The 23,253-nt window shown below is 52.5% G+C and carries 22 protein-coding genes; 14 read left to right on the top strand and 8 right to left on the bottom strand.

What is annotated here, in order from left to right; translation table 11 throughout:
- Positions 1-321 precede the first annotated feature (321 nt).
- From SK38_RS07055 to SK38_RS07045, 3 genes are read left to right on the top strand one after another with little or no spacing between them, the layout of a single operon-like run.
- Positions 322-1,344 (top strand): methionine ABC transporter ATP-binding protein, encoded by a 1,023-nt coding sequence (locus SK38_RS07055; RefSeq protein WP_032943213.1) that lies wholly within the window; start codon positions 322-324, stop codon positions 1,342-1,344.
- On the top strand, positions 1,337-2,005 hold the full coding sequence (locus tag SK38_RS07050; RefSeq protein WP_003029361.1) for a methionine ABC transporter permease: 669 nt from the start codon (positions 1,337-1,339) through the stop codon (positions 2,003-2,005). The genes SK38_RS07055 and SK38_RS07050 overlap by 8 nt, the downstream gene beginning before the upstream one ends.
- Positions 2,006-2,026: 21 nt before the next feature.
- Positions 2,027-2,839, top strand: coding sequence for a MetQ/NlpA family ABC transporter substrate-binding protein (locus SK38_RS07045; protein WP_003029358.1), 813 nt, complete (start codon positions 2,027-2,029; stop codon positions 2,837-2,839).
- A 94-nt stretch (positions 2,840-2,933) separates the two neighbouring features.
- Here the strand turns inward: SK38_RS07045 and ttrA are convergent, their stop codons facing one another.
- Genes ttrA through ttrB form a run of 3 tightly spaced genes read right to left on the bottom strand, consistent with a single transcriptional unit; the run spans position 2,934 to position 7,749 of the window.
- Positions 2,934-5,999, bottom strand: a complete 3,066-nt coding sequence (gene ttrA / locus SK38_RS07040) for a tetrathionate reductase subunit TtrA (RefSeq protein ID WP_048235480.1) — start codon at positions 5,997-5,999, stop codon at positions 2,934-2,936.
- Positions 5,992-7,014 carry a tetrathionate reductase subunit TtrC gene (gene ttrC / locus SK38_RS07035; protein WP_048235479.1) on the bottom strand — a complete coding sequence of 341 codons (1,023 nt, stop codon included), beginning with the start codon at positions 7,012-7,014 and terminating at the stop codon, positions 5,992-5,994. The genes ttrA and ttrC overlap by 8 nt, the downstream gene beginning before the upstream one ends.
- The gene (ttrB, locus tag SK38_RS07030; protein ID WP_048235478.1) at positions 7,015-7,749 is read right to left on the bottom strand and encodes a tetrathionate reductase subunit TtrB; all 735 of its coding nucleotides are present in this window, start codon (positions 7,747-7,749) and stop codon (positions 7,015-7,017) included.
- Positions 7,750-7,976: 227 nt separating this feature from the next.
- Between ttrB and ttrS the strand changes: the two genes are divergently transcribed.
- From ttrS to ydhT, 9 genes are all read left to right on the top strand, one after another.
- Positions 7,977-9,710 (top strand): tetrathionate respiration histidine kinase TtrS, encoded by a 1,734-nt coding sequence (gene ttrS, locus SK38_RS07025; RefSeq protein ID WP_153753987.1) that lies wholly within the window; start codon positions 7,977-7,979, stop codon positions 9,708-9,710.
- A complete protein-coding gene (ttrR, locus tag SK38_RS07020) occupies positions 9,685-10,269 on the top strand; it encodes a tetrathionate respiration response regulator TtrR (RefSeq protein ID WP_000974596.1) in 585 nt (194 codons plus the stop codon). The genes ttrS and ttrR overlap by 26 nt, the downstream gene beginning before the upstream one ends.
- A gap of 92 nt (positions 10,270-10,361) precedes the next feature.
- Positions 10,362-10,571 (top strand): fumarate hydratase FumD, encoded by a 210-nt coding sequence (gene fumD, locus SK38_RS07015; RefSeq protein ID WP_048235476.1) that lies wholly within the window; start codon positions 10,362-10,364, stop codon positions 10,569-10,571.
- A 494-nt stretch (positions 10,572-11,065) separates the two neighbouring features.
- The gene (locus tag SK38_RS07010) at positions 11,066-11,692 is read left to right on the top strand and encodes a ferredoxin-like protein (protein WP_048235475.1); all 627 of its coding nucleotides are present in this window, start codon (positions 11,066-11,068) and stop codon (positions 11,690-11,692) included.
- 119 nt (positions 11,693-11,811) lie between these two features.
- A complete protein-coding gene (locus SK38_RS07005; protein WP_048235474.1) occupies positions 11,812-13,914 on the top strand; it encodes an aldehyde ferredoxin oxidoreductase in 2,103 nt (700 codons plus the stop codon).
- Between the two features lie 10 nt (positions 13,915-13,924).
- A complete protein-coding gene (locus SK38_RS07000) occupies positions 13,925-14,590 on the top strand; it encodes a YdhW family putative oxidoreductase system protein (RefSeq protein ID WP_048235473.1) in 666 nt (221 codons plus the stop codon).
- A 64-nt stretch (positions 14,591-14,654) separates the two neighbouring features.
- Positions 14,655-15,323, top strand: a complete 669-nt coding sequence (locus SK38_RS06995; protein ID WP_048235472.1) for a 4Fe-4S dicluster domain-containing protein — start codon at positions 14,655-14,657, stop codon at positions 15,321-15,323.
- Positions 15,320-16,105: a thiosulfate reductase cytochrome B subunit gene (gene phsC / locus SK38_RS06990; protein WP_048235471.1), complete on the top strand. Its 786-nt coding sequence runs from the start codon at positions 15,320-15,322 to the stop codon at positions 16,103-16,105. The genes SK38_RS06995 and phsC overlap by 4 nt, the downstream gene beginning before the upstream one ends.
- A gap of 3 nt (positions 16,106-16,108) precedes the next feature.
- Entirely contained in the window at positions 16,109-16,921 is an 813-nt protein-coding gene (gene ydhT / locus SK38_RS06985) for a protein YdhT (protein ID WP_048235470.1), read from the top strand.
- Positions 16,922-16,930: 9 nt separating this feature from the next.
- Here ydhT and SK38_RS06980 read toward each other — a convergent pair whose 3' ends face one another.
- From SK38_RS06980 to SK38_RS06965, 4 genes are read right to left on the bottom strand one after another with little or no spacing between them, the layout of a single operon-like run.
- Complete coding sequence (locus SK38_RS06980) at positions 16,931-17,608, bottom strand: amino acid ABC transporter permease (RefSeq protein WP_048235469.1); 678 nt, start codon at positions 17,606-17,608, stop codon at positions 16,931-16,933.
- Entirely contained in the window at positions 17,598-18,383 is a 786-nt protein-coding gene (locus SK38_RS06975; protein ID WP_048235468.1) for an amino acid ABC transporter permease, read from the bottom strand. Before SK38_RS06975 ends, SK38_RS06980 begins: the two co-directional genes overlap by 11 nt.
- Positions 18,383-19,201, bottom strand: a complete 819-nt coding sequence (locus tag SK38_RS06970; RefSeq protein WP_048235467.1) for an amino acid ABC transporter ATP-binding protein — start codon at positions 19,199-19,201, stop codon at positions 18,383-18,385. Before SK38_RS06970 ends, SK38_RS06975 begins: the two co-directional genes overlap by 1 nt.
- Before the next feature lies 1 nt (position 19,202).
- Positions 19,203-20,036: an ABC transporter substrate-binding protein gene (locus SK38_RS06965; RefSeq protein WP_048235466.1), complete on the bottom strand. Its 834-nt coding sequence runs from the start codon at positions 20,034-20,036 to the stop codon at positions 19,203-19,205.
- A gap of 306 nt (positions 20,037-20,342) precedes the next feature.
- Here SK38_RS06965 and SK38_RS06960 point away from each other — a divergent pair, with 306 nt between their 5' ends.
- Positions 20,343-21,236 carry a LysR family transcriptional regulator gene (locus SK38_RS06960; RefSeq protein ID WP_048235465.1) on the top strand — a complete coding sequence of 298 codons (894 nt, stop codon included), beginning with the start codon at positions 20,343-20,345 and terminating at the stop codon, positions 21,234-21,236.
- 52 nt (positions 21,237-21,288) lie between these two features.
- Here SK38_RS06960 and SK38_RS24920 read toward each other — a convergent pair whose 3' ends face one another.
- Positions 21,289-21,429, bottom strand: a complete 141-nt coding sequence (locus tag SK38_RS24920; protein WP_003832695.1) for a hypothetical protein — start codon at positions 21,427-21,429, stop codon at positions 21,289-21,291.
- Between the two features lie 332 nt (positions 21,430-21,761).
- On the opposite strand from SK38_RS24920, the gene SK38_RS06955 reads away from it, so the two are divergent.
- Positions 21,762-23,243 (top strand): APC family permease, encoded by a 1,482-nt coding sequence (locus tag SK38_RS06955; RefSeq protein WP_003832697.1) that lies wholly within the window; start codon positions 21,762-21,764, stop codon positions 23,241-23,243.
- Positions 23,244-23,253: the final 10 nt, after the last annotated feature.

Here is a 23,253-nt window from a genome sequence, read left to right as displayed (position 1 = left end):
AAAAAGGAAAATGGAAACAGCGTTTCAAAACACTTCTGTGCAGTTTTACAAAAATTATTCATTAATTTGTTCATCGGTATGGATAAAGAGGTTATCCGGCGTTGCGATTTGTTGCGCAACAAACAGCATTTAACATCTCGATGACTACGTTTTATATCGTTGACGTCGATGCAGTACTATATTTCTAAAAGTTATATCAAATGCGTTTTAATTCATTTTAAAAGCCAATTCCACTGATTACACTCGTTTGGACATCCATACTGCTAAACAGCTAAAAGCGCTAGCAGAAGAACAATAAGCAGCAGCGGATACCCAAACGACATGATTGTCCTGAAAAATATTTCGAAAGTGTTTACGCCAGGCAGGCTTGCCATCACCGCTGTCGATAACGTCAACCTGACGGTTGAACAGGGGCAGATTTACGGCATTATTGGTTACAGCGGGGCAGGTAAAAGCACCTTAATTCGTTTGCTCAATGGTCTCGAAAAACCAACCTCCGGCAGCGTGACGATTAACGGCCACGATATCTCGGCCGCCAGTGGGGAATCGTTACGCCAGGCGCGACTGAAAATCAGCATGGTGTTTCAACACTTCAATTTGCTGTGGTCGCGGACTGTTAGCGAAAACATCGCGTTCTCTATGCAAATCGCCGGTGCGTCCAAAGCGTCCATCAAAACGCGGGTTGCTGAACTGATTACGCTGGTTGGGCTGAGCGGTCGTGAAAATGCGTATCCTTCCCAGCTCAGCGGTGGGCAAAAACAGCGTGTAGGAATTGCTCGCGCGCTGGCGAACAATCCAGATGTCCTGCTGTGTGACGAAGCCACCTCGGCGCTGGATCCGCAAACTACCGATCAGATCCTCGATTTACTCCTCGATATAAACCGTCGCTTCAAATTGACCATTGTGCTGATCACTCATGAAATGCACGTGGTACGCAAAATCTGCGATCGCGTCGCGGTAATGGAAAACGGCAAGGTCGTTGAGGAAGGTGATGTGCTCAGCGTCTTTACCCATCCTCAGCAGCCTATTACCCGACAGTTTGTTCGTCAGGTTAGCCAGTACACCGAAGAAGACGAGTTTAATCCGCAGCTGGCAAGCGAGTTGGGTGGGGTGGTTATCAAATTAACCTTTACCGGGCAACGTACCCATCGACCTGTGGTTGGGGAATTGACCCTGCGCTATGGCCTGCCGTTCAACATCTTGCACGGCAAAATGACGCAAACCGCACACGGCGTGTTTGGTCAACTCTGGGTGCACGTGGTGGCCTCTGAGGAACAATTGAACAATATTTTGGCCGACCTGCGCCAGAGCGACATTGAAGGCGAGGTGATTCAACATGGCTGAAGAACTGTTTCCCCATCTGAAGTGGGAGCAATTGTTAGCGGCAACCCAGGAAACGCTGTATATGACAGCTCTTTCGGGGGCGGCGACCTTTATTCTGGGCATCGCGCTTGGTCTGGCATTGTTCCTGACCGCGCGCGGCGGATTGTTCCCTAATCGCGCGGTATATAGCGCTATTTCGCTGGTGGTGAATATCTTTCGTTCGATCCCATTCATCATTTTGATCGTGCTGCTGATCCCGTTTACCAAAGCGATGGTAGGCACCATTCTCGGCGCCAATGCCGCGTTGCCTGCGCTGATCGTGGGGGCAGCGCCGTTTTATGCGCGTCTGGTCGAAATCGCTCTGCGTGAAGTGGATAAAGGCGTTATTGAAGCGACGCGTTCAATGGGCGCACGACTGAGCACACTTATTTTTCGAGTTTTACTGCCGGAATCATCTCCTGCTCTGGTGTCCGGGATCACCGTGACGCTAATTGCGCTGGTGAGCTACAGCGCGATGGCAGGGGTAATTGGTGCCGGTGGTTTAGGGAATTTGGCCTATCTGGAAGGATTCCAGCGCAACCACAGCGACGTCACGCTGGTGGCGACGGTGACGATTTTGCTCATTGTCTTCATCATCCAGCTTTGCGGCGATGTGATCACCTCTCTGTTAGATAAACGCTAATAAAATACGGAAACCATAATCATGAAAAAATCACTGACGTTACTCGCCGCAGCAACCTTAAGCGCCCTGAGCTTTGCCTCCTGGGCTGATACTCTGACCGTTGGCGCGTCTAACGTGCCGCATGCGGAGATCCTTGAACAGGCCAAACCGATTTTGGCGAAGCAGGGGATCGATCTGGAGATTAAACCGTTCCAGGATTACATTCTGCCGAACACTGCGCTGGCTGGCCGTGAGATTGACGCCAACTACTTCCAGCATATTCCGTACCTGAACAGCGTGATTAAAGACCATGCAGGCGATAAAACGTATGACTTCGTCAGCGCCGGAGCGATTCACATTGAGCCGATTGGTATCTATTCGAAAAAAGTGAAATCACTTAAAGATCTGCCGGAAGGCGGCAAAGTCATCATGCGTGACGCGGTATCTGAGGAAGGCCGTATTCTGTCGATTTTCGAAAAAGAGGGGGTGATCAAGCTGAAGCCGGGCGTGGATAAAGTAACTGCGCGCATTAGCGATATCGTCGAAAACCCGAAAAAGCTGAAGTTCCTGCCAAACGTGGAAGCCGCGCTGTTACCGCAGATGTATAACAACGACGAAGGCGATGCGGTGGTGATTAACGCCAACTACGCCATCGACGCCGGGCTGGATCCAGTGAAAGATCCTATTGCTGTTGAAAGTGGTGAAAACAACCCGTATGCCAACATCATTACCGTGCATCGTGGCGACGAGAAGAAAAAGGATATCGTAGCGCTGGTTGATGTCCTGCATTCAAAAGAGATCCAGGACTGGATCCGTACTAAATATAAAGGTGCGGTGATCCCGGTAAACAACTAATCTGCTTTTTGCCGGGTGGCGGCAGTGCTTTATCCGGCCTACGACGTCCTGTAGGCCGGGTAAAACGCGTTCGCTATGCCATACGGCACCAGAGCTACACTCGCTCAATTCTCGCTGGCAACCCCTGACGCACCGACGCACCCGACACCCAGTCAAGCCAGGTATTGGTTACCTGTCGGGTTGGGTCCGCAAAACCCAACTCGTTGAGATTAATCCCCGACTTAATCTGCTCATCAAACGCCATCGGCTCACCGTCGAGGGTATGCCGTGCCGCGCCCATTTCTTTATGCCCGTAACCATGCTCGATGGCGATAACACCCGGCATGACGCCATGCAGCAGGCTTATCTGCGCTTGCGCCTGACCACCGGGGGTGGTGATACGCACGATATCGCCGTGTGCTAAACCATACCGCTGACCATCCTGTGGATTGAGCGCCACCAGATTAACCGGCTTCAGATGATGAAGGCGTGGGATAACCGCCGTGGCGCTGGACATGGTATTGGATTTAAAGGAAATCAGTTTCAACGGCCACTCTTGTTCCGGGAACAACTCCTCGACCGCACGTCCATCTGACAGACGTGAAGGATACCAGGCCGGGCAGCCGCTGAAGCGCTCGCCGGTAATCGCATGGCGGTGCGCGGCGACGTTCGCATTCCAGATTTGGAGCGGTTTTTCCCAGGCATTGCCGACGCGGTTATCAACTCGCCCGCTGTTGTCCGGCGCAAAGCGCCCGCCGCGGGAGTAGATAAACGCCACTCGGCTGATTTCATCGGTTTTCAACGTTTGGGTCATCACAGGCATGATCCGCTGGACCCCGGTCAGCGCTATGTCTTCCGGCTGTGCTTCAGCAACCGGAGCTTTGCCCATAAACGCAATATTGGCCGCGAGACGCAGGTAGTAATCTTCCGCACGGTTTAACGGATAGTGATTACCTTGCGGATCGGTAATTGCATTGTCGCCGAATCCAGGTAGCCCGATGCGCTTTGCCACTGCGATACAGAAAGACTCCATCGAGGCCGGTTGACCGTCAGCCGTGAGGCTGGTCGCCGATCTGACAACTGGCCAACGCGCGGTGGTGGCTTTGCTGGCCACGCCCGCCCACGGAGCGCTGAATCCCCAGCTTTCGAAGTTGTGGGTATCCGGCACGATGTAATCTGCCAGCGCCGTGGTTTCGTTCATAAAGGCGTCAATGGCAATAAACAGCGGCAGACGAGCAGGATCCTTGAGCTTTTCTTCCGCCACGCCGCGTAACCCCGCAATGCCGTAAAACGGGTTGGTCATGTTGGAGATCCAGGCTTTCAGCGGATAAGGGTAACCTTCAAGCGCCGAGACGAGGAGTTCGGTAAGCTGACCGGCGACAAACGGATACCACGGCGCTTTAGCCGGGAAGGGCGATTGCCCGGCAGCCACCTTATTGCGGTACTCTTCCGAAGACTCATAAGCGGTTTTACTGCGCGCGATGCTTAACCCTTTCGGTTTTACCTTCCCGGCGAAGCTGTCCATGTTGTAGCGCGGACCGTCGGTGGCGCCATTAAATTTGCCGCCGCCGACGAACACGCCGCCTTCAAGACTAAGGTTGCCAATCAGCGCATTGAGCATCATCACCGACCAGGCGTTATAAAATCCATTACCTGCCATCATACCGCCGTGCGTGATCACTGCCGCTTTACGCCCGTGGCGGGTGAATGCGTCGGCCAGAGCGGCAATGTCTGCTTCTGACACCCCACACTGCTGGCTGTACTGCGTTAGCGACAGTTTCTCTGCGGACTCACGCAGACACTGGAAGCTGCTTTTTACCGTTACTGTCTGCCCGTCGGCCAGCGTCACTTCACGGGTAACAAACAGCTGAGCGCGCGGGCAACTGCTGGCGGCGACAATCTCACCGGCCTCGTTGACGACCACCGGCTCCTGGGCTGCGTTTGCACTCAGATGGGCGAGGGTCAGGTGCTGTCCGGCAAGCGTTGGAATTTCATCGGTAATCACCAGATGCGTAGCGTTAGTCCAGCTTTTTTCTCCAGCCTGCTGCATGGCCTGCACGCCGGGAATGGCGAGATAATCAGCGTTATAGCGTTGTTTATCGATAATCCAGCTTATCATCCCCATAGCCAGCGCGGAGTCGCTTCCCGGTCGTACGGGCTGCCAGTGACCGCGATCGTCAGCCAGCACCGTGGTTAATGGCAGGGCTGGCGCCACCACAACATAGCGGAAGTCGTCACGTAAACGGGCGCTGGCCAATTGGCGGGCCTGGCGCTTAAACGGGTTGCCGGATTGCGCCGGAGAGGTGCCCATAAACAGCGCGAATTCGACGTTATCCCAGTCGGGTTTCACGTGGGTATTTTTATCCAGATCGCCCATTAACGCGCCGGAACCGGCCCGATAGGCCAGGCCGCAGTAAGCGCCATGAGCACCGAAGTTTTTACTGCCGAAACTGTTCAGTGCGAAGCGACGTAAAAAGGTATCACGTCCTTCATCGCTGGTATTGGTGACCAGCAGTTGATTGGATTTTGGGCCAAAGCCGGGATGTTTCGCATCAAGCGGTGTAGTGGGATCGTGGATGGCTCTCAGACCATCAACGTGGCCTTCACCAAACAAATCGCCACCTTCCACCACCTCTTTGATCAGCTGTTCGAAGCTGATGCGCTGCCATTTTCCTTCACCGCGTTTACCGACACGCTTCATAGGCTCCAGAATACGTAGCGGGCTGTACAGACCTTCGAGTAAGGTTGCGCCACGGGCGCAGGCGGTGGAACGTGCGTCAAGACCTGACTCCCCGGCCAATTGTTCCATTGCCGTAGCAAAGGGGACGGAGGCGTCTATATGGTGCTCGTGCGACAACGGATGATAAGGGTTGCCCGCAATGCGCAGCACTTTGCCTTGCTCAGTGTCAACGCGAACCCGTACACCACACTGCGTCCAGCAACCAAAGCACTGCGTCATCGAGATCACCTGCTGCGGGTTTTGCTGCCAGTGAGGCCGGGCGTTGGCTTCTGGGATGAGCGCGTTGGCAAAAATGCGGTCACGGGTAATTTTGCCCGAGGTTCCGTCCAACAAACCGTCTATAGCGCGCTTTGCCACATCCCGATAACTCAGGCCAAAAGTCACCATGCCACCTACGGCAAGGCCCACTTTAAGCCACTGACGACGGGTTAAATTAGCCATGTTGCATTCTCCTTGCGATCGCGTTCAGGGCTTCACGAACAATAATAATCAGTGCTATCCACAGGCCGAAGGTACCCACAATAGCCAGCCAGCCATCGGTGCCGCCGGGCAGGGTATAGGGATTAAACTGCGCGTTAAATTTCGGTACGGTCTGCACCTGGATGAGTAACGTCCAGCGCATTAGCCAGCACAGCGCCATAGCGCTAAAAGCGAGTAATATGCGCAGCGGTAGCGACAAGGGGTAACGTACAACCAACCCGCAAAGACCAAGCGAAACAAGCCATAGCGCAACCCAACCGATAGCGTAGTGTTGTGCTGAAGAGGCAACATCCAGCCACTGACGGATAGCCGAACCGGAACGCGTATTTCCACTCGCCCAGATCGCCACCACGATAGCCAGCGCGATCAACGTGACCATTTGCCCCCACGCTAGCTTACGCGGTAGTGCGTCCCTGCTATTTGTCGTGGCAATAAGCAGGGCAAGAAATGTTTGCAGCGCGCTGAGGAACATCGCAACCGGAAAGGCGTAACTGAACCAAATGGGACGCGCCTGTACCACCGACACTTCACGGCCGGTGTAAACCAGCAATCCGATGGCGGACAGCGCGCTACCAAGTGCTAACCATTTTGTGACGCTGTAACTTTTTAGCGTTAGCCGTTTCACATGCTGCGCCAGAAACCACAGACCTAAAAAACCGGTAAACAGCGGTAAAAACAGCGCGCCCCACGGCATCCAGGACCATGGCGTCGGATACGCATAGAAATGCCAGACGCGGGCGGTTTGGTGTAGATCAGCGGTCAGCGCCAGTGGCGCGGTAATCGCGCAGGTTAGCGCGATTAACAGCGTCAGATTCTCCAGGTCTACCGTTTCTTTTTTGCGCCAGTGAAGAACGCAGGCGAATAGCGCAGCGCAGGCGGCAATGCCGATGAAAAAGAAGTATTGTACGGCCCAGGGTAACCAGCTTACGTCCTGGGGATGGGCCAGAACCTCGTCGATAATCAGTGAATGGTTCATTTAAACCTCCTGCCATAGAGCGGGTTGAGCTCGTCCCATCAATGGGGTGACAAACGCCTCATCCAGTCCCAGATAGAACACGTGAGGAGACGTACCGCTTTCCGGCTTCAGGACTTTGATGGCGTCATGGTGTTCATGCAGCATTTGTGAAATGCGGCTGTGCGGATCTTTAATATCGCCAATGATGCGCGCGCCGCCGACGCAGGATTCCACACAGGCCGGGAGCAGCCCCGCTTCTAGGCGATGAACGCAAAAGGTACATTTATCGGCGGTTTGCGTTTCATGGTTGATGAATCGCGCATCATAAGGGCAGGCCTGCACGCAATAGGCGCAGCCCACGCAGCGTGTGTTGTCGACCACCACAATGCCGTCTTCTCGTTGGAAAGTGGCTTGTACCGGGCAAACGGGCACGCAAGGGGGATTATCACAATGGTTGCACAGTCGCGGCAGCAGGACGTTGGTAACGCTTTGCTGGCCTTCAATCTGTACTTGATACTGGTTGACGAGGGTACGAAATTCGCCCTGTGGCGTCTGGTTTTCAATGGCGCAACTGACGGTACAGGCCTGGCAGCCGATACAGCGTCGCAGGTCAACCAGCATGGCGTAGCGATGCTGTTGTGAGCCTTCGTGGGGTTCAGGCGAAAAGGGAAATTGCGCCTGAGCCAGCGGAACCAGTGATGCGCCAGCGGTCAGGACGCCCAGTTGCTGGAGAAACTGCCGTTTACTGCTGTCCATATATTCTCCCGTCACGATGCAACAACGAAACATTGGTCACGCCGTTGATTTGCGTGTGATGAATAAAGAATCTCAATGATTTACAGTGTAAAAATCGTGACGGGGTATACTCTATTGTGGTTAACCACATACCCGGCTTGTTGTTGATCTAAAACAACATAATTGACAGGGATAATTGAGTGGGACGCAACGTAGTAAGATGTCTGACGGTGCTGGCGTCGCTGTGGATGCTAAGCGGCGCGGTCAGGGCGCAGACATGGAACATTGGCGTTTTGGCGATGCGCGGGGAGGTTTCTACACGTAATCACTGGCAGCCGCTGGAAACCTTGTTGAATCAGCAAATCCCCGGTGAGCAGTTTCATATTCAACCGCTGGACCTGCGGCAGATGCAGGAGGCGGTGAATCGTGGAACGGTACACTTTGTGGTCACCAATCCGGCGCAGTTTGTCCAGCTTAACAGCCGCTCGGCGCTACGCTGGCTGGCGTCGTTACGCTCCACCCGTGGTGGGAAAGCCACCAGTAACGTGATTGGCAGCGCCATTCTCGTCAGGCGCGACAGCGGGATAACCTCCGCACACGATCTGATCGGCAAAACGGTTGGCGCCATTGATGCTCAGGCGTTTGGTGGCTATTTGCTGGGATATAAAGCGCTCAGTGATGCCGGTCTGCGCCCTGAACGTGATTTACGTCTGACGTTTACCGGATTTCCCGCCGATGCCTTACTCTATTTATTACGTGAAAAAGCCGTGCAGGCGGTGATCGTGCCGGTGTGCCTGCTGGAAAAAATGGATGAAGAAGGCCTCATCCGTAAAACCGATTTTATGACCGTGTTGAATCATCCGACTTCAATTCCCTGTTTAACCAGTACGCCGCTCTATCCGGACTGGTCATTTGCCGCACTACCTGCAGTGAGTGACGAGCTGGCCGATCGCGTGACGCGGGTACTGTTCAATGCACCGCAAAACGCGACGTTTCGCTGGGGCGCGCCCGCCTCGACCCGTGAAGTAGAAGCGTTGCTGCGCGACGTCCGACAGCATCCGCAGCAGCGTCAGCTGTGGCTGGATGTCAAAAGCTGGTTTATTCAACACCGACTGGCGATGGGGGGCGTGGTCATCGTATTGCTGTTGCTTACGCTCAATTACATCTGGGTGATGCTGTTGGTTCGCCGACGTGGCAGGCAGCTGGAGCGGAACAACGTGTTGTTGCACAAACAGGAACAGGCGCTGGAGACTGCCCGCCAAATGAGCGTGCTGGGGGAGATGACCTCCGGTTTTGCCCATGAACTCAATCAGCCGTTGTCTGCTATCCGTCATTATGCCCAAGGCTGTCTGATTCGCCTGCGTGGTCAGGATGAGCAGCATCCGTTGCTGCCCGCGCTTGAGCACATAGACGCCCAGGCACAACGAGGAGCCGATACGCTGCGCAATCTCCGGCAGTGGGTCAGCCAGGCACAGGGCAATCCGGTACTCTCCGATGACTGGCAAGCCATCAACGTTCACGATGCTATCCATCACGTCTGGCAATTACTGCGCATGCCCCAGCAATTCCCGGCGGTAACGCTGCACACGCAGGTTAGCAAGGCGTTAACGTTGATGCTGCCAAGCGTTCTTCTTGAGCAGGTGCTGGCTAATCTGGTACTCAATGCCGCCCAGGCAGGCGCTACGACGGTATGGTTTAGCGCCCTGCACAAGGATGGTGGCGTGCGTATTCAGGTGCAGGATAATGCCGGAGGCATTGACGAGGCTCAGTTGTATCAGGCGTTTCAGCCGTTTATGACCACCCGTAAAGAAGGTATGGGACTAGGACTGGCAATTTGTCAGCGACTGGTGCGCTACGCAAACGGAGATATTGAGATCAAAAATCAGCAGGCCCCGGACGGTAAAGCGGGGGCGAGAGTGACATTGTATTTTAAGCCAAATCAGGAAGGAGGCCGTAGTGGCGATAATTCATCTGCTGGATGACGACATTGCTGTTACCCAGGCCTGTGCGTTTTTATTGGAAAGTCTGGGATATGAAGTGTCTTGCTGGGAGCAAGGCGAGAAATTCCTCGCCGAGGCAAATTTGCACCAGGTGGGCGTACTACTGCTGGATATGCGTATGCCGGTACTGGATGGGCACGCTGTGCATGAAATCATGCGTCAGAAAGCAAGTACGCTGGCGGTGGTCTTTCTCACCGGGCACGGCGACGTGCCGATGGCGGTTGAGCAAATGAAACGTGGCGCGGTCGATTTTTTGCAAAAACCCGTGTCAGCCGTGCCGCTTCAGGCAGCATTAGAACATGCCTTGCAGGTCTCAGCAGCGGCGTTCTCGCGACAAGAGATCATCTCATGCTACCAACAACTTACGCCAAAAGAACGGGAACTGGCGCATCTGGTAGCAAAAGGGTTAATGAATCGGGAAATTGCTGATGCCATGAATATTGCCGTGCGTACGGTTGAAGTGCACCGGGCGCGGGTGATGGAAAAAATGCAGGCAGGAAGTCTTGCTGAGCTCGTTAATCGACTTCAGAGAATTCAGTAGAATGATGACATTTATTTGATTTTCATTGAATTTTGTCTAAATCCTCAGAGTGATATATGCTGTTGGTTTGAGTTAATGACGAGCGGGCAAAAATGGGAAATCAGACGAAAGACGACGAGTTGTACCGTGAAATGTGCAGAGTAGTCGGTAAAGTAGTGCTGGAAATGCGCGATCTGGGACAAGAACCTAAGCATATCGTCATTGCGGGAGTACTGAGAACCACCCTTGCTAACCAGCGCGTGAAGCGCTGTGAGTTAGAAAAACAGGCTATTGAGACTGTAATTAAAGCATTGGCCGGTTAATTCATAAAAAGAGGACCGCAGAAATTTTTTGCCGTCCTCTTATTCTCGATACGTTAATCTATCAATCTATATAATTTATCTCCGTTAATAATTGGTTGTAGAGAACTATAAATCGATATGTATTTATTTATATATCGGTTGTCGTACAGCATTATATTTGGGAGAGGGTTCACAAATATTTGTAATTTAAATGGGCTGCTATTTCACTCTATTTCTTAATGATAATAAATCTCACTCCGCATTAATTATATCCCTTCCGTTTTTTAATTGATGACGATCAAGACTATGCATGCTGAATAACCACATTATTTCTGCGCCTAACCCTAAAGGATTAGATTCATTCAGTTTAACCACCGTTATTTACGCGATCAGGTTAGGGCAAAAATTTACGTGTTGTTGGCAACATTAACCGCCCGATATGGCTTGAGCTGCGCTGGTTTAAATTAGCCTGGAGGTGTTGCTACCACAGCATTTGCGAAGAGGATGCGAAATAAATGAACCAGGTTGATCGTCCATTTTTAGATTGTGGTTTAACGCGACTAGAATTCCTGCGGATATCAGGGAAAGGACTGGCGGGATTAACGATTGCCCCCGCGCTGTTATCCCTATTTGGTTGTAAGCAGGAAGATATCGATAGTGGGACCGTGGGGCTTATCAATACGCCGAAAGGGGTTCTGGTGACCCAGCGAGCGCGCTGTACGGGCTGTCACCGCTGTGAAATATCCTGTACCAATTATAACGATGGTGCCGTAGGGACCTTCTTTTCCCGGATAAAAATCCATCGCAATTTCTTCTTTGGCGATGATGGCGTCGGGTCCGGTGGTGGGCTGTATGGCGATTTAAACTATACCGCTGATACCTGCCGGCAATGCAAAGATCCGCAGTGCATGAAGGTCTGCCCAATTGGTGCAATTACCTGGAAACAGGAAGACGGTTGTATTGCGGTGGACCAGAAACGCTGTATTGGCTGTAGCGCGTGTACCACAGCCTGCCCGTGGATGATGGCGACCGTAAATACCGAAACGAAAAAGTCCTCAAAATGTGTGTTATGCGGGGAATGCGCCAATGCTTGTCCGACTGGAGCATTAAAAATTATCGAGTGGAAAGATATTACTGTTTGATAGATAACAGGCATACCTGATTCGCGCCATTAATTGCCAAAAATACTGCAGTTTTGGATAAAAAACTGCCTGAAGAATGGCGGGTATATCTATTAAACCTTCTTGCAAAGGAAAACATGATGGCTAATGGTTGGACAGGTAATATTTTACGGGTCAATCTCACCACGGGTAATATCACCCTTGAAGATTCCAGTAAATTTAAAAAATTTGTCGGTGGGATGGGCTTTGGTTATAAAATTATGTACGACGAAGTCCCGCCAGGCACCATGCCTTTTGATGAAGGGAATAAGCTAGTTTTTGCCACCGGACCATTAACGGGGTCTGGCGCTCCCTGTAGCTCCCGCGTCAATATCACCTCCTTATCGACGTTTACCAAAGGTAACTTAGTCGTAGATGCCCATATGGGCGGTTTCTTTGCTGCACAAATGAAATTCGCCGGTTACGACGCCATTATTATTGAAGGCAAGTCCGTATCACCGGTCTGGATCAACATCAAAGACGATAAAGTCAGCATCGAAAAAGCCGATTTCTTGTGGGGCAAGGGGACTCGCGCCACAACCGAAGAGATTTGTCGGATTACCAGCCCGGAAACCTGCGTTGCCGCTATTGGGCAGGCGGGTGAGAATCTGGTGCCACTGTCCTGCATGATCAACAGCCGCAACCACAGCGGCGGTGCCGGTACGGGTGCGGTGATGGGTTCGAAAAACCTGAAGGCCATTGCGGTAGAAGGGACTAAAGGCGTCAACATTGCCGATCGTAAAGAGATGAAGCGTCTCAATGACTACATGATGACCGAGCTTATCGGCGCCAACAACAACCACGTTGTGCCAAGCACCCCGCAGGCCTGGGCAGAATACTCTTCGCCAAACTCGCGCTGGACAGCCCGTAAGGGACTTTTCTGGGGCGCGGCAGAAGGGGGGCCAATCGAAACCGGTGAAATCCCGCCGGGAAACCAAAATACGGTGGGTTTCCGTACCTATAAATCGGTGTTCGATCTGGGTCCAGCCGCAGAAAAATACACGGTCAAAATGAGCGGCTGCCATTCATGCCCTATTCGTTGTATGTCGCAGCTCAATGTCCCGCGGGTGAAGGATTTTGGCGTGCCGAGTACCGGCGGCAACACCTGCGTGGCGAACTTTGTTCACACCACCATTTTCCCCAATGGCCCGAAAGATTTTGACGATAAAGACGATGGGCGAGTCGTAGGGAACCTGATCGGACTGAACCTGTTTGACGATTACGGTATCTGGTGTAACTACGGCCAACTGCACCGTGACTTTACCTACTGTTATTCGAAAGGCGTCTTTAAACGCGTGCTGCCAGCCGAAGAGTACGCGGAGATCCGTTGGGATCAACTGGAGGCGGGCGATCCTAACTTTATCAAAGATTTTTACTATCGACTGGCGCATCGCGTGGGGGAACTCAGTCATCTTGCGGACGGTTCGTATGCCATTGCTGAACGCTGGGATTTGGGCGAAAAGTACTGGGGTTATGCCAAAAATAAACTGTGGTCGCCGTTTGGTTTTCCGGTCCATCATGCAAACGAAGCCTCGGCGCAGGTGGGGGCGATCACCAACTGTATGTTTAACCGTGACTGTATGGCGCACACCCATATCAACTTCATCGGTTCCGGTTTGCCGCTGAAATTACAGCGCGAAGTGGCGGGCGAGTTATTTGGGTCGCAGGACGCCTACGACGAGACCAAAAACTATACCCCAATCAATGCCGCCAAGATCAAATATGCCAAATGGACGCTGCTGAAAGTCTGCCTGCATAACGCGGTTACGCTGTGTAACTGGGTTTGGCCGATGACGGTTTCACCACTCAAGAGCCGCAACTATCGCGGAGATTTGGATCTGGAAGCGAAATTCTTCCAGGCTGTCACCGGTGATGAAACCACGCAGGCGAGTCTGGACCTGGCCGCTGAACGCATCTTTACCCTGCATCGTGCCTATACGGTCAAACTGATGCAAACCAAAGATATGCGTAATGAACACGATCTCATCTGCTCCTGGGTGTTTGATAAAGACCCGAAAATTCCGGTCTTCACCGAAGGCACCGACAAGATGGACAGAGAGGATATGCGTCAGTCACTGACGATGTTCTATCAGGAAATGGGCTGGGATCCCGAGTTGGGTTGCCCAACGCGCGAAACCCTGAACCGACTAGGGCTTGAAGACGTGGCAGCCGATTTGGCTGCGCAGGATCTGTTGCCAGCGTAAGGAACGCGAGATGACTAACGTGAGCAACGTTCAGGCACCCGTTGGGGCGCTTCCTGACGAGGTTGATAGCCAAAAGAGACACTGGCTACAGGCGTTTCACCCGCCGGTCGAGCAGGTGACTGCGCCGCAGGTTCAGGAAGCCGCCAGCCCGGAGTCGATTGTGGCAGATTTTATCCGCCAGCATTCGGCATCGGGGCACCTGGTAGCGCGCAGCGTGTTTCTGCAGCCACCTTATTCGGTCCCTGAAGACGATCTCTCCGCGCTGCTGGATGTGCTGTGCCAGGACGCGAATAACGCGGATATCACCCGTGTGCAGGGTGCGGAAGATGTCTATTTCTACTCAACGCAAACCATGACGGCAAACTACGCCGACATGTGCGTGCAGGTGGTGGAAAACGACATCTGCCGTGCGATTGCCGAGGCGGTACGCTTCGACGGCCGTACGTATCCTCGCCCCTATAAGGTCGCCATGTTGACGCAGCCGCCGTACAGCTTCGAGTCCCAACAAATTACAGCGGCGCTAACGGCCATGGAAACGCACCCTGATTACGCAGATATACGTACTGTGGAATCGTCAAATGCGGAGCCTTATTTGTTCAGCGAACGTTTTATGAGTTATGGCAAAGCGTACGGCCTGTGTGAATGGCTTGAGCTTGAGCAGTATCAGAACCCCTGAATTCTTCAGGTTGATGTCATGGAATGTGTGGACGACCACTGTCACAGCATTAGAGGATAACCCGATGTCCTTCACCCGACGAAAATTTGTCATTGGCATGGGGACGGTGATTTTTTTTACCGGCCCAGGTCAAAATCTGTTAGCGAGTACCAGGAGCCCTAAAGCCGTTCGTTACGTCATGATTCACGACGAATCACTGTGTAACGGATGCAATATTTGCGTTCGTGCATGCCGGAAAACCAACCATGTACCTGACCAGGGCAGCCGTTTGTCGATCGCTCATATTCCTGTAACCGATAACGACAACGAAACGCTGTATCACTACTTCCGTCAGTCCTGCCAGCATTGTGATGATGCACCTTGTATTGAGGTGTGTCCGACCGGTGCCTCCTGGCGAGATGAGAACGGTATTGTGCGAGTAGATACGTCTTGCTGTATTGGTTGCAGTTACTGTATTGGCGCGTGTCCTTATCAGGTGCGCTATCTCAACCCGCAAACCAAAGTGGCGGATAAATGCGACTTCTGCGCTGAATCTCGGTTGGCGAAAGGTTTCCCTCCGATCTGTGTTAACGCTTGCCCGGAACATGCGTTGATTTTCGGTCGTGAAGATAGCCCGGAAATTCAGACCTGGTTGCGAGAAAACAAGTATTACGAATATCAACTTGCAGGCGCCGGGAAACCCCATCTGTATCGTCGGTTCGGTCAACATTTGATTAAAAAGGAAAATGTATGAACGCGTCGCAGAATGCCGAACAGTTTCACGCCCAACTTGCACAGTATGTTCCCCTGTTTTCACCGGACTACTGGCCTGTGTGGTTAGTCGTTGCCGGGTTAATGCTGGTGGGAATGTGGCTGGTGCTGGCGCTTCACGCCATGCTGCGCTTTCGGGCTGCGCATAAAGCGTCGGCAGGGCATGGTGAGAAGGTCTATTTATATTCGAAGGCTGTCCGCCTGTGGCACTGGTCGAATGCGCTGTTATTTCTGTTGCTTTTGGTTAGTGGCCTGGTCAATCACTTCTCTGCCGTTAGCGCACCGGTAATGAAAAGCCTGCTCACCGTTCATGAGGTTTGTGGCTTTTTGCTACTTGCCTGCTGGATTGGTTTTGTGCTGATCAACCTGATTGGCGGCAACGGACATCACTATATTATTCAACGTCAGGGCTGGATCGCTCGTGCGCAAAGACAAACTCGTTTTTACCTGTTTGGCATTATGCAGGGCGAGTCACACCCATTTCCGGCCTCACCTCGCTCTAAATTTAATCCGTTACAGCAGGCGGCCTATGTTGGCGTGATGTATGGTTTGTTGCCACTGCTACTGATCACTGGATTGTTATCGCTTTACCCGGTAGCTGTCGGCGATCTGTTCCCCGGAGTGCGTTACTGGCTGCTTCAGGCGCACTTTGCGCTGGCAATAGTCAGTCTGTTTTTCATTTTTGGGCATCTTTATCTCTGCACTACGGGTCGCACGCCGGGCGAAACCTTTAAGTGTATGGTGGATGGCTACCACCGGCATTAAGCGATGATGATTACGCGAAGTGACTTACGGGCCTGGCGTGTTGGGCCCGTCATGTATCGCTGGTTTCTACGCGCGTTTCCCGCAGGAGGAAGCTATGCCGATGTTCATCGCGCGCTCCAGCGGGAAGGGTATACCGATTGGGCAAATAGCCTGGTGGAATACGGCTGGTCAAAATGGCGGGAAGAGGCGAGTTTTGCTCAGCAGGATATTGACGCGATGGGGAATATTTCCCGTGAGCAAGTCGCGGGGGAAACCAGTCGTCCGTTGGCGAGTGCGGAAGATTATGCCCGATTTAGCAGTGCGGGTGATAACGTAAAAATTGCCAGCGCCGGGTATGCTGCGCAGATCGCCTGTGCCGGTTACAGCGCACGGATTGGCAGTGTAGGCTATAACACGCATATCGGCAGTTCAGGCGATCGCGGGCGAATAGCGATTGCGGGAAACTCGGCGCGTATCAGCAGTGTGGGCGACGGAACACGTATTGCCAGTACCGGCATGCGCGTACGTATCAGTTCGCTCGGCGATCGAAATCGGATTGCCAGTAGCGGTGATTTAACCCAACTGGCCTGTTTTGGCGCAGAGTCGAAAATCGCTAACTGCGCGGACAATATCCACATTATTGCCAGCGGAGAGAACGCCGTTGTTGCCAGTACCGGTGCTGTCGACTCGATAATTCTTGGTCCCGGCGGATGTGCGGCGCTGGCTTATCACGATGGCGAAAGAATGCGTTTTGCGCTTGCCGTTGAAGGGGAAAATAACATTCGGGCGGGCGTGAAATATCGGCTCAACGAAGACCATCAGTTAGTGGAATGTTGAGCCGAGAGGTCATTTTAGTGCGAATCGGCGCTGGGTGATTTTTTCAAGGCTAAAGCACAGCAGGTAATAAACCAGCCCGGTAAAGATAAAAATGGCGGCGGGGTAAATTTGCACCCGGCTGTTAACCTGACCGGCAACCGTCGTGAGTTCCGGCACGTTAACGATAAACGCCAGTGACGTGTCCTTCAGTAGCCCAATAAAAATCCCTGTCAGCGACGGCAGTACGTTACGCAGCACCTGCGGCAGCAAGATAAGCCACAGGACCTGTTCCGGGCGAAAACCCTGAACAACTGCCGCTTCATACTGCCCGCCAGGCAGTGCGCTAATTCCAGCATACACCGAGTGCATCACCGAGGCGGCGGTGAACCATGCCAGCGCCAGCGTCACGGTAACGGCACCGGGCAGATCGCTTCCGGTCAGCATGGGTAGCAAATACCACATCCAGAAAATCACAAAGATGAGCGGAATGCCGCGAATAAATTCCGCCCAGAAAAACAATCCGTTGCGAACCGCGCCCGGAAATCGCCAGGCGCAACAGGCAAGAACGATCCCGCCAGGCAGCGCCAGCAATGCCGCACCGATAGCCATCAGCAAAGTGAGCAGGACGCCACCGGGTTGCCCCTCAGCTACACGTCCCCACAGGAGATAGTCAAGATTGTCGGTAATGACCGAAACATTAGCGATCATGCAGTATGCTCCTGACGTTGAAGATGCGCATTCTTATCTTTGACGATTTACCCGACGCAGACTGCGGGCCAAGACGCGTAAGCAGCATTCCCAGAACGATGCCGGTAAACAGATAGAGTGCGGTGCCAACGGCAAAGGCTTCCAGCGCGTGCGCGTTGTAGCTCTCAATTTGCCGTACCTGGTAGGTGAGCTCAGCAAATCCAATACCGCTGGCAAGCGAGGAAAGCTTCATCAGGTTGAGATATTGCCCAACAATCGGTTGCCAGGCGTTTGCCAGCCCCTGAGGCAGCAGAATGTGACGAAATATCGCCCAGGATGAAAACCCCTGCGCCACGGCAGCCTCGCGTTGTCCGGCAGAAACAGCCTGTAAACCCGAAGCGATCTCTTCAACCAAAAATGCTGAGGTAAATACCCCCAACCCCCATGCTGAACAGATAAATTCCGGCGTTAACCACCAGACATCACCCGGCAAAATTGACCATGGATGATCGGCATTGATAAAGCTAATGACGTTACGGGGTAGCCAGTTCCAGGCGGCAAAATACCAGAACATCAGTTGCACCAGTAAAGGCGTGTTGCGAAACACCGAGACCCAAACCCCGACCATCGTTTTAGCGAGACGATTGCCCGTCAGGCGCAGGCCGAGCAGTGAGATGGCAATGAGCGTGGCGAGCACGATACCTGCCAGCGTCACCCAGAGCGTGGTGAGAAAACCGGAAATTATCCATTGCAGGGGTTGCCCGCTCAGCACTCCCTGCCAGTCCATTGCATGCATTATGACGATGACTCCTGGTGTAACGGGTCGAGCACTTTTTTCAGGAAACGCTGGGTTCTCGGGTGCTGTGGTCGGACGAAAAAATCCTCCGGCGCGGCCACTTCCAGAATATCGCCACCATCGATGAAAACCACCCGATCGGCAATTTCGCGGGCAAAATGCATTTCGTGGGTCACGACGATCATAGTGATACCGCTGTGGGCCAAATTTTTCATTACCTGTAATACCTCGCCGATCATTTCCGGATCCAGCGCGGAAGTGGGCTCATCAAACAGAATAATTTGTGGCGACGAGGCCAGTGCGCGGGCGATGGCCACGCGCTGCTGCTGCCCACCGGACAACTGCGCGGCATAGGCGTTGGCTTTTTCCGCCAGTCCCACTTTTTCCAGCAACTCAAGTGCCCGACGATCCGCTTCCGTCTTGTTCCAGCCGTGAACGTATTCCAGCGCCAGTGCGATGTTCTGCTGCGCAGTCAGGTGCGAATAGAGATTGAATTGCTGAAATACGAAACCGATACGGCTACGTAGCTGGCGTAACGCCGCCCCGCGCAACTGGCTAATCGGTTTACCATCAATGAAGATTTCGCCACCGCTGAGCGACTCAAGCTGGTTGATAAGACGTATAAGAGTGGATTTTCCTGAGCCGGAAGGCCCCAGAATAGTCACCACTTCACCGGGTTCAACCGCCAGGCTAACGCCGTTAAGGACGGTGTGAGCGTCATACTGTTTAATCACATTGCGTAGTTCGACGCTCGACTGGCGCAAATGGGTAAAATCCGCAGCCGAAGCTGCGGATCGATGAAAAAGGGTTGAGAGCATATTACTTGGCTTCTATTTTAAAGGCGCGGGCTTGCGGATTTTTGGTTTCAGGACCAAACCAGACATCATAAATTTTGGCTGCCTGCCCGGTAGATTCCAGCTTCAAAAGTTCATCGTTGACGGCTTTTAACAACGCTGGCTCACCTTTTTTCACCCCCACGCCGATCTCTTCTTTGCTCAGCAGGTCCGGCAGAATTTTGAAATCAGCTTTATCCGGCGCAGCGCCTAATAACCCGGCCAGAATCGTACTGTCCTGGGTAATGGCCTGAACATTGCCGTTGCGTAGCGCGGTTAACGCCAGCGGGATATCGTCGTAGGCCAACACGCGCGACTGCGGGAAGCGCTGATGCAGTGCCTGTTCACCAGTAGTGCCTTTTACCGCGCCGATGCGTGCTTTGCTGTATTCATCGAGCTTATCCGGAGATTTTGCTGGCACAAGGAACTGCTGGCCGGTAACAAAATAAGGAACGGAGAAATCTATTACCTGCGCCCGTTCAGGTGTAATCGTGATATCTGCGACGATTAAATCAGCTTTACCAGATTGTAATAACGGAATGCGGTTTGCCGGATTGGTCGCTACAAGTTCCAGTTTTACACCAAGGGATTTGGCCAGCGCTTCGGCAAAATCAACGTCGTAGCCGACAATCTTATGGGTTTTGGCATCGACGGAGCCAAACGGAGGATTCGCGTCAAATGTCGCGACTTTTACGACGCCTGCGGCTTTGATATCGGCCAGTTGGTCAGCCTGAACCTGCGAGACGGTAAGTCCTGAGGCCAGCAGCACGCCCAATGCCAGCAGTGTTTTTTTAGCGCGGTAAGTTTTCGTTGCCATCATTGTATGAAATCCCTGTAGTTTTTTGGTTTGTGCTTTTTACGCTCCCATAACTTACGGTTGGGACAAAATAAGAAAAAATTCTTATCTATATACAAAATGTTATTAGTGAAGGATGTGTTAATAGCGGGTGAAAATAATGCAGGAGTGAAAGGTAAAATCGTGCATAAGCCTGGTAATAATTCGCATTTTGTTTTTGTGTGAGAGCACGCTTGAATAAGATTGAGCTGTGCTAATGTCCAGAAATGCTACTGGAATACCCTCCGGACCTGTACCATATATCACAACAGGTCTGGAGTGGGGATAAGCATGCTGCGTGATAATTTTAACGATCTCTATTATCTCATTATCGTTGCCCGCGAGCGTAGTTTTACCCGGGCAGCGGCAAAACTTGGGGTTTCGCAATCCGCGCTAAGCCATGCGATTCGTGGGCTTGAAGAGCGGCTGGATGTACGGCTTCTGACCCGCACCACGCGCAGTGTTGCGCCGACCGAAGCCGGAGAACGGCTTATCAACAGTATCAGCCCGCGTTTTGATGACATTGAAACAGAGCTGCTGGCATTAACCGATGTCCGTCAGCGCGTGGCCGGTAACATCCGCCTGACGCTGGGCGAACATGCATTGCAATCTACCGTCTGGCCCGCGCTGGAGCCGTTTTTGCAGGCTTACCCTGATGTTAATGTGGAAATGACCATCGACAATAGTCTGACGGATATTGTGACTGGCCGTTATGACGCGGGTATTCGGCTCGGTGAGCAGGTGGCAAAAGACATGGTAGCCGTCAGAATTGGCCCGGACTGGCGCATGGTAGTGGTGGGGTCACCGGCGTATTTTGCTCGTCATGGCAAACCGCAAACCCCTCACGACCTGCAAAATCACAGCTGTATTAACATGCGCATGCCGACGTTGGGCGGATTATACGCCTGGGAGTTTGCTAAAGACGGGCAAGATTTGCGCGTACGGGTGGAAGGGCAGCTTATTTTTAACAATCTATCCCCGCGAATTAGCGCAGCGATGGCGGGAATGGGGCTGGCTTTTGTGCCGGAAGACACCGTCGAGCAGGCTGTTGCAGAGGGGGCATTGGAAAAAGTGTTGGAGGACTGGTGCGAACCTTTTCCTGGCTATTATTTGTACTATCCCAGCCGAAAACAGCATACCGTCGCCTTTGCCCAACTGATTGAGGCCTTACGGTATACGGGCTGAAGTGGGTGGGGTTAACAGGCAACAAAAAACCGGCATTGCGCCGGTTTGGAAATCAGATTTTGCAGGCGTCGCCGCAGTCATTATCAGCAATAATTTCCTGCGCTTTCTTGTCTGCATCTTCCAGACGTTCAGCGTTACGCTCTTGCGCTTCTTCCAGTCCATCAAAGACCAGATTATCGAGATCAATTTCCATCATTCACCTGCTCAGGTTCAGCGTTTAACATCACGTTATTATATTGCAAAAATGTTGCTTAACAGCAGCGATTCTTGCTACTTAGCATCGAACGCAATCCGCTGTGCGTAATTATCCGCCAAAATAGCCTATGGTTCGCAATTGCTAAAGAATCGTTGGTTGTAAATACCGCAAAATTCTCGCTCTCTCTACCGTTTTATCTCCACTTTTTCATTAACGTGATGCGCGATCATTTTTAACAAATCTGCGACAAAATCACTATACATATAACTTAATATCTTTTATACATTAATTGTTCAACCCTGCGACTATTCCACAAAAGAGAAAGCAATATGGAACAGACACCTGATAAGAAAAATGATAATTTTCAAAAAGATGGCAAAGAACAGTTCAATCGCTCGATCGGTCTTATTTCAAACTTTGCGTTGGGTTTTACCTACCTGTCGCCGCTTACCGCCGTCTATTCGCTGTTTGCACTGGCCGTAACGCTGGCGGGGCCGCCCGCAGTATGGTGGATTTTAATCGTCGCATGTGGGCAACTTTTGGTGGCATTGGTGTTTGGTGAGGTCGCTTCCCAGTATCCGATAACCGGCGGGCTTTACCCCTGGGCCAGAAGGTTGTGGGGCAAGAAGTATGCGTGGATCGCCGCCTGGATCTATCTGTGGGCGCTGGTGGTCACCATTACGTCGATCGCGGAATATACATCAACGTTCGTTGAATCACTCTTCCACTATGGCCAGACGCCGGCCACGATGTTGGTGACTTCTGTTCTGCTGCTGCTGTTGATGATGGCCGTTAATATGTCCGGGACTAAAAATCTGGCCCGGGTGGCAAAAATTGGCTTCTGGTGTGAAATTGTCAGCGTGATCGCGCTGGGGATTTATCTGCTGATTTTCCACCGTTCACAGCCGTTCTCTGTGATTTTTGACTCGATGGGCGTGCTGGCTCATGACGGCAGCTACTCCACCGCATTTATGTCTGCTGCACTGATGGGGCTGTTTATGTTCTTTGGCTTTGAGGCCTGCGGTAACGTTGCGGAAGAGGTGCAGAATCCGAGTAAAAAGATCCCGGTGGCGATGATTTTAAGCATCGTATTCGGCGCGATTTCCGCCATTATTTCTGTTATGGGTTATTTGCTGGCTTCACCGAATCTGGTCAGTATCGTGAATGGCAAAACGTCCGATCCGATCCCGGCAATCCTTAATGAAGCTCTGGGCGAAACTGGCGCGACTGTCTTTATCGTGGTTGCAATTATCGCCATGTTGTCGTGCATTTTGTCTCTGCAGGCTGCGTTAAGCCGTCTTATCTTTTCTTTCTCCCGCGACAGAATGCTGCCTGGAAGTGAATGGATGGCCAAAATCTCTAAAAATGGTGTTCCGGATAATGCCATGGTCGTCAGTTGCCTGCTGCCAGTGATCATCTGCGTTTGGGTTTATTTCCAGCCAGATAACCTGTCGCGTATCACCGCGTTTGCTGTTATCGGGATTTATATCTCGTTCCAGATGGTTGTGCTGGCCGCGCTGCGTCAGCGTCTGAAAGGCTGGAAACCGGCGGGGGAGTGGACCATTGGCGGTTGGGGCGTAATCGTGAATGTGTTGGCGTTAGCTTACGGATTGTGCGGGATCTGGTTACTGGCGCAACCGGCAGACAGCAGCGACTTCATCGACCGTTGGACGGTCCTGTTCGGCCTGGCGATTGTTGTTGGCTCGGGGCTTATTTATATGTTCCTGACCCGTCCGTTTGGTCGTTCAGCGGCGCCGGAAAACGACGCCATTGCGTACGCCAATAAGCTCAATATGGGGCAGGATAACTAAAAACTAAGGG

This window comes from Citrobacter sp. MGH110 (assembly GCF_001037515.1).
In the GTDB taxonomy this organism is placed as follows: Bacteria; Pseudomonadota; Gammaproteobacteria; order Enterobacterales; family Enterobacteriaceae; genus Citrobacter; species Citrobacter portucalensis.
The sequence above is the reverse complement of the archived record's forward strand: the minus strand, read 5'-3'. Positions and strand labels throughout refer to the sequence as shown.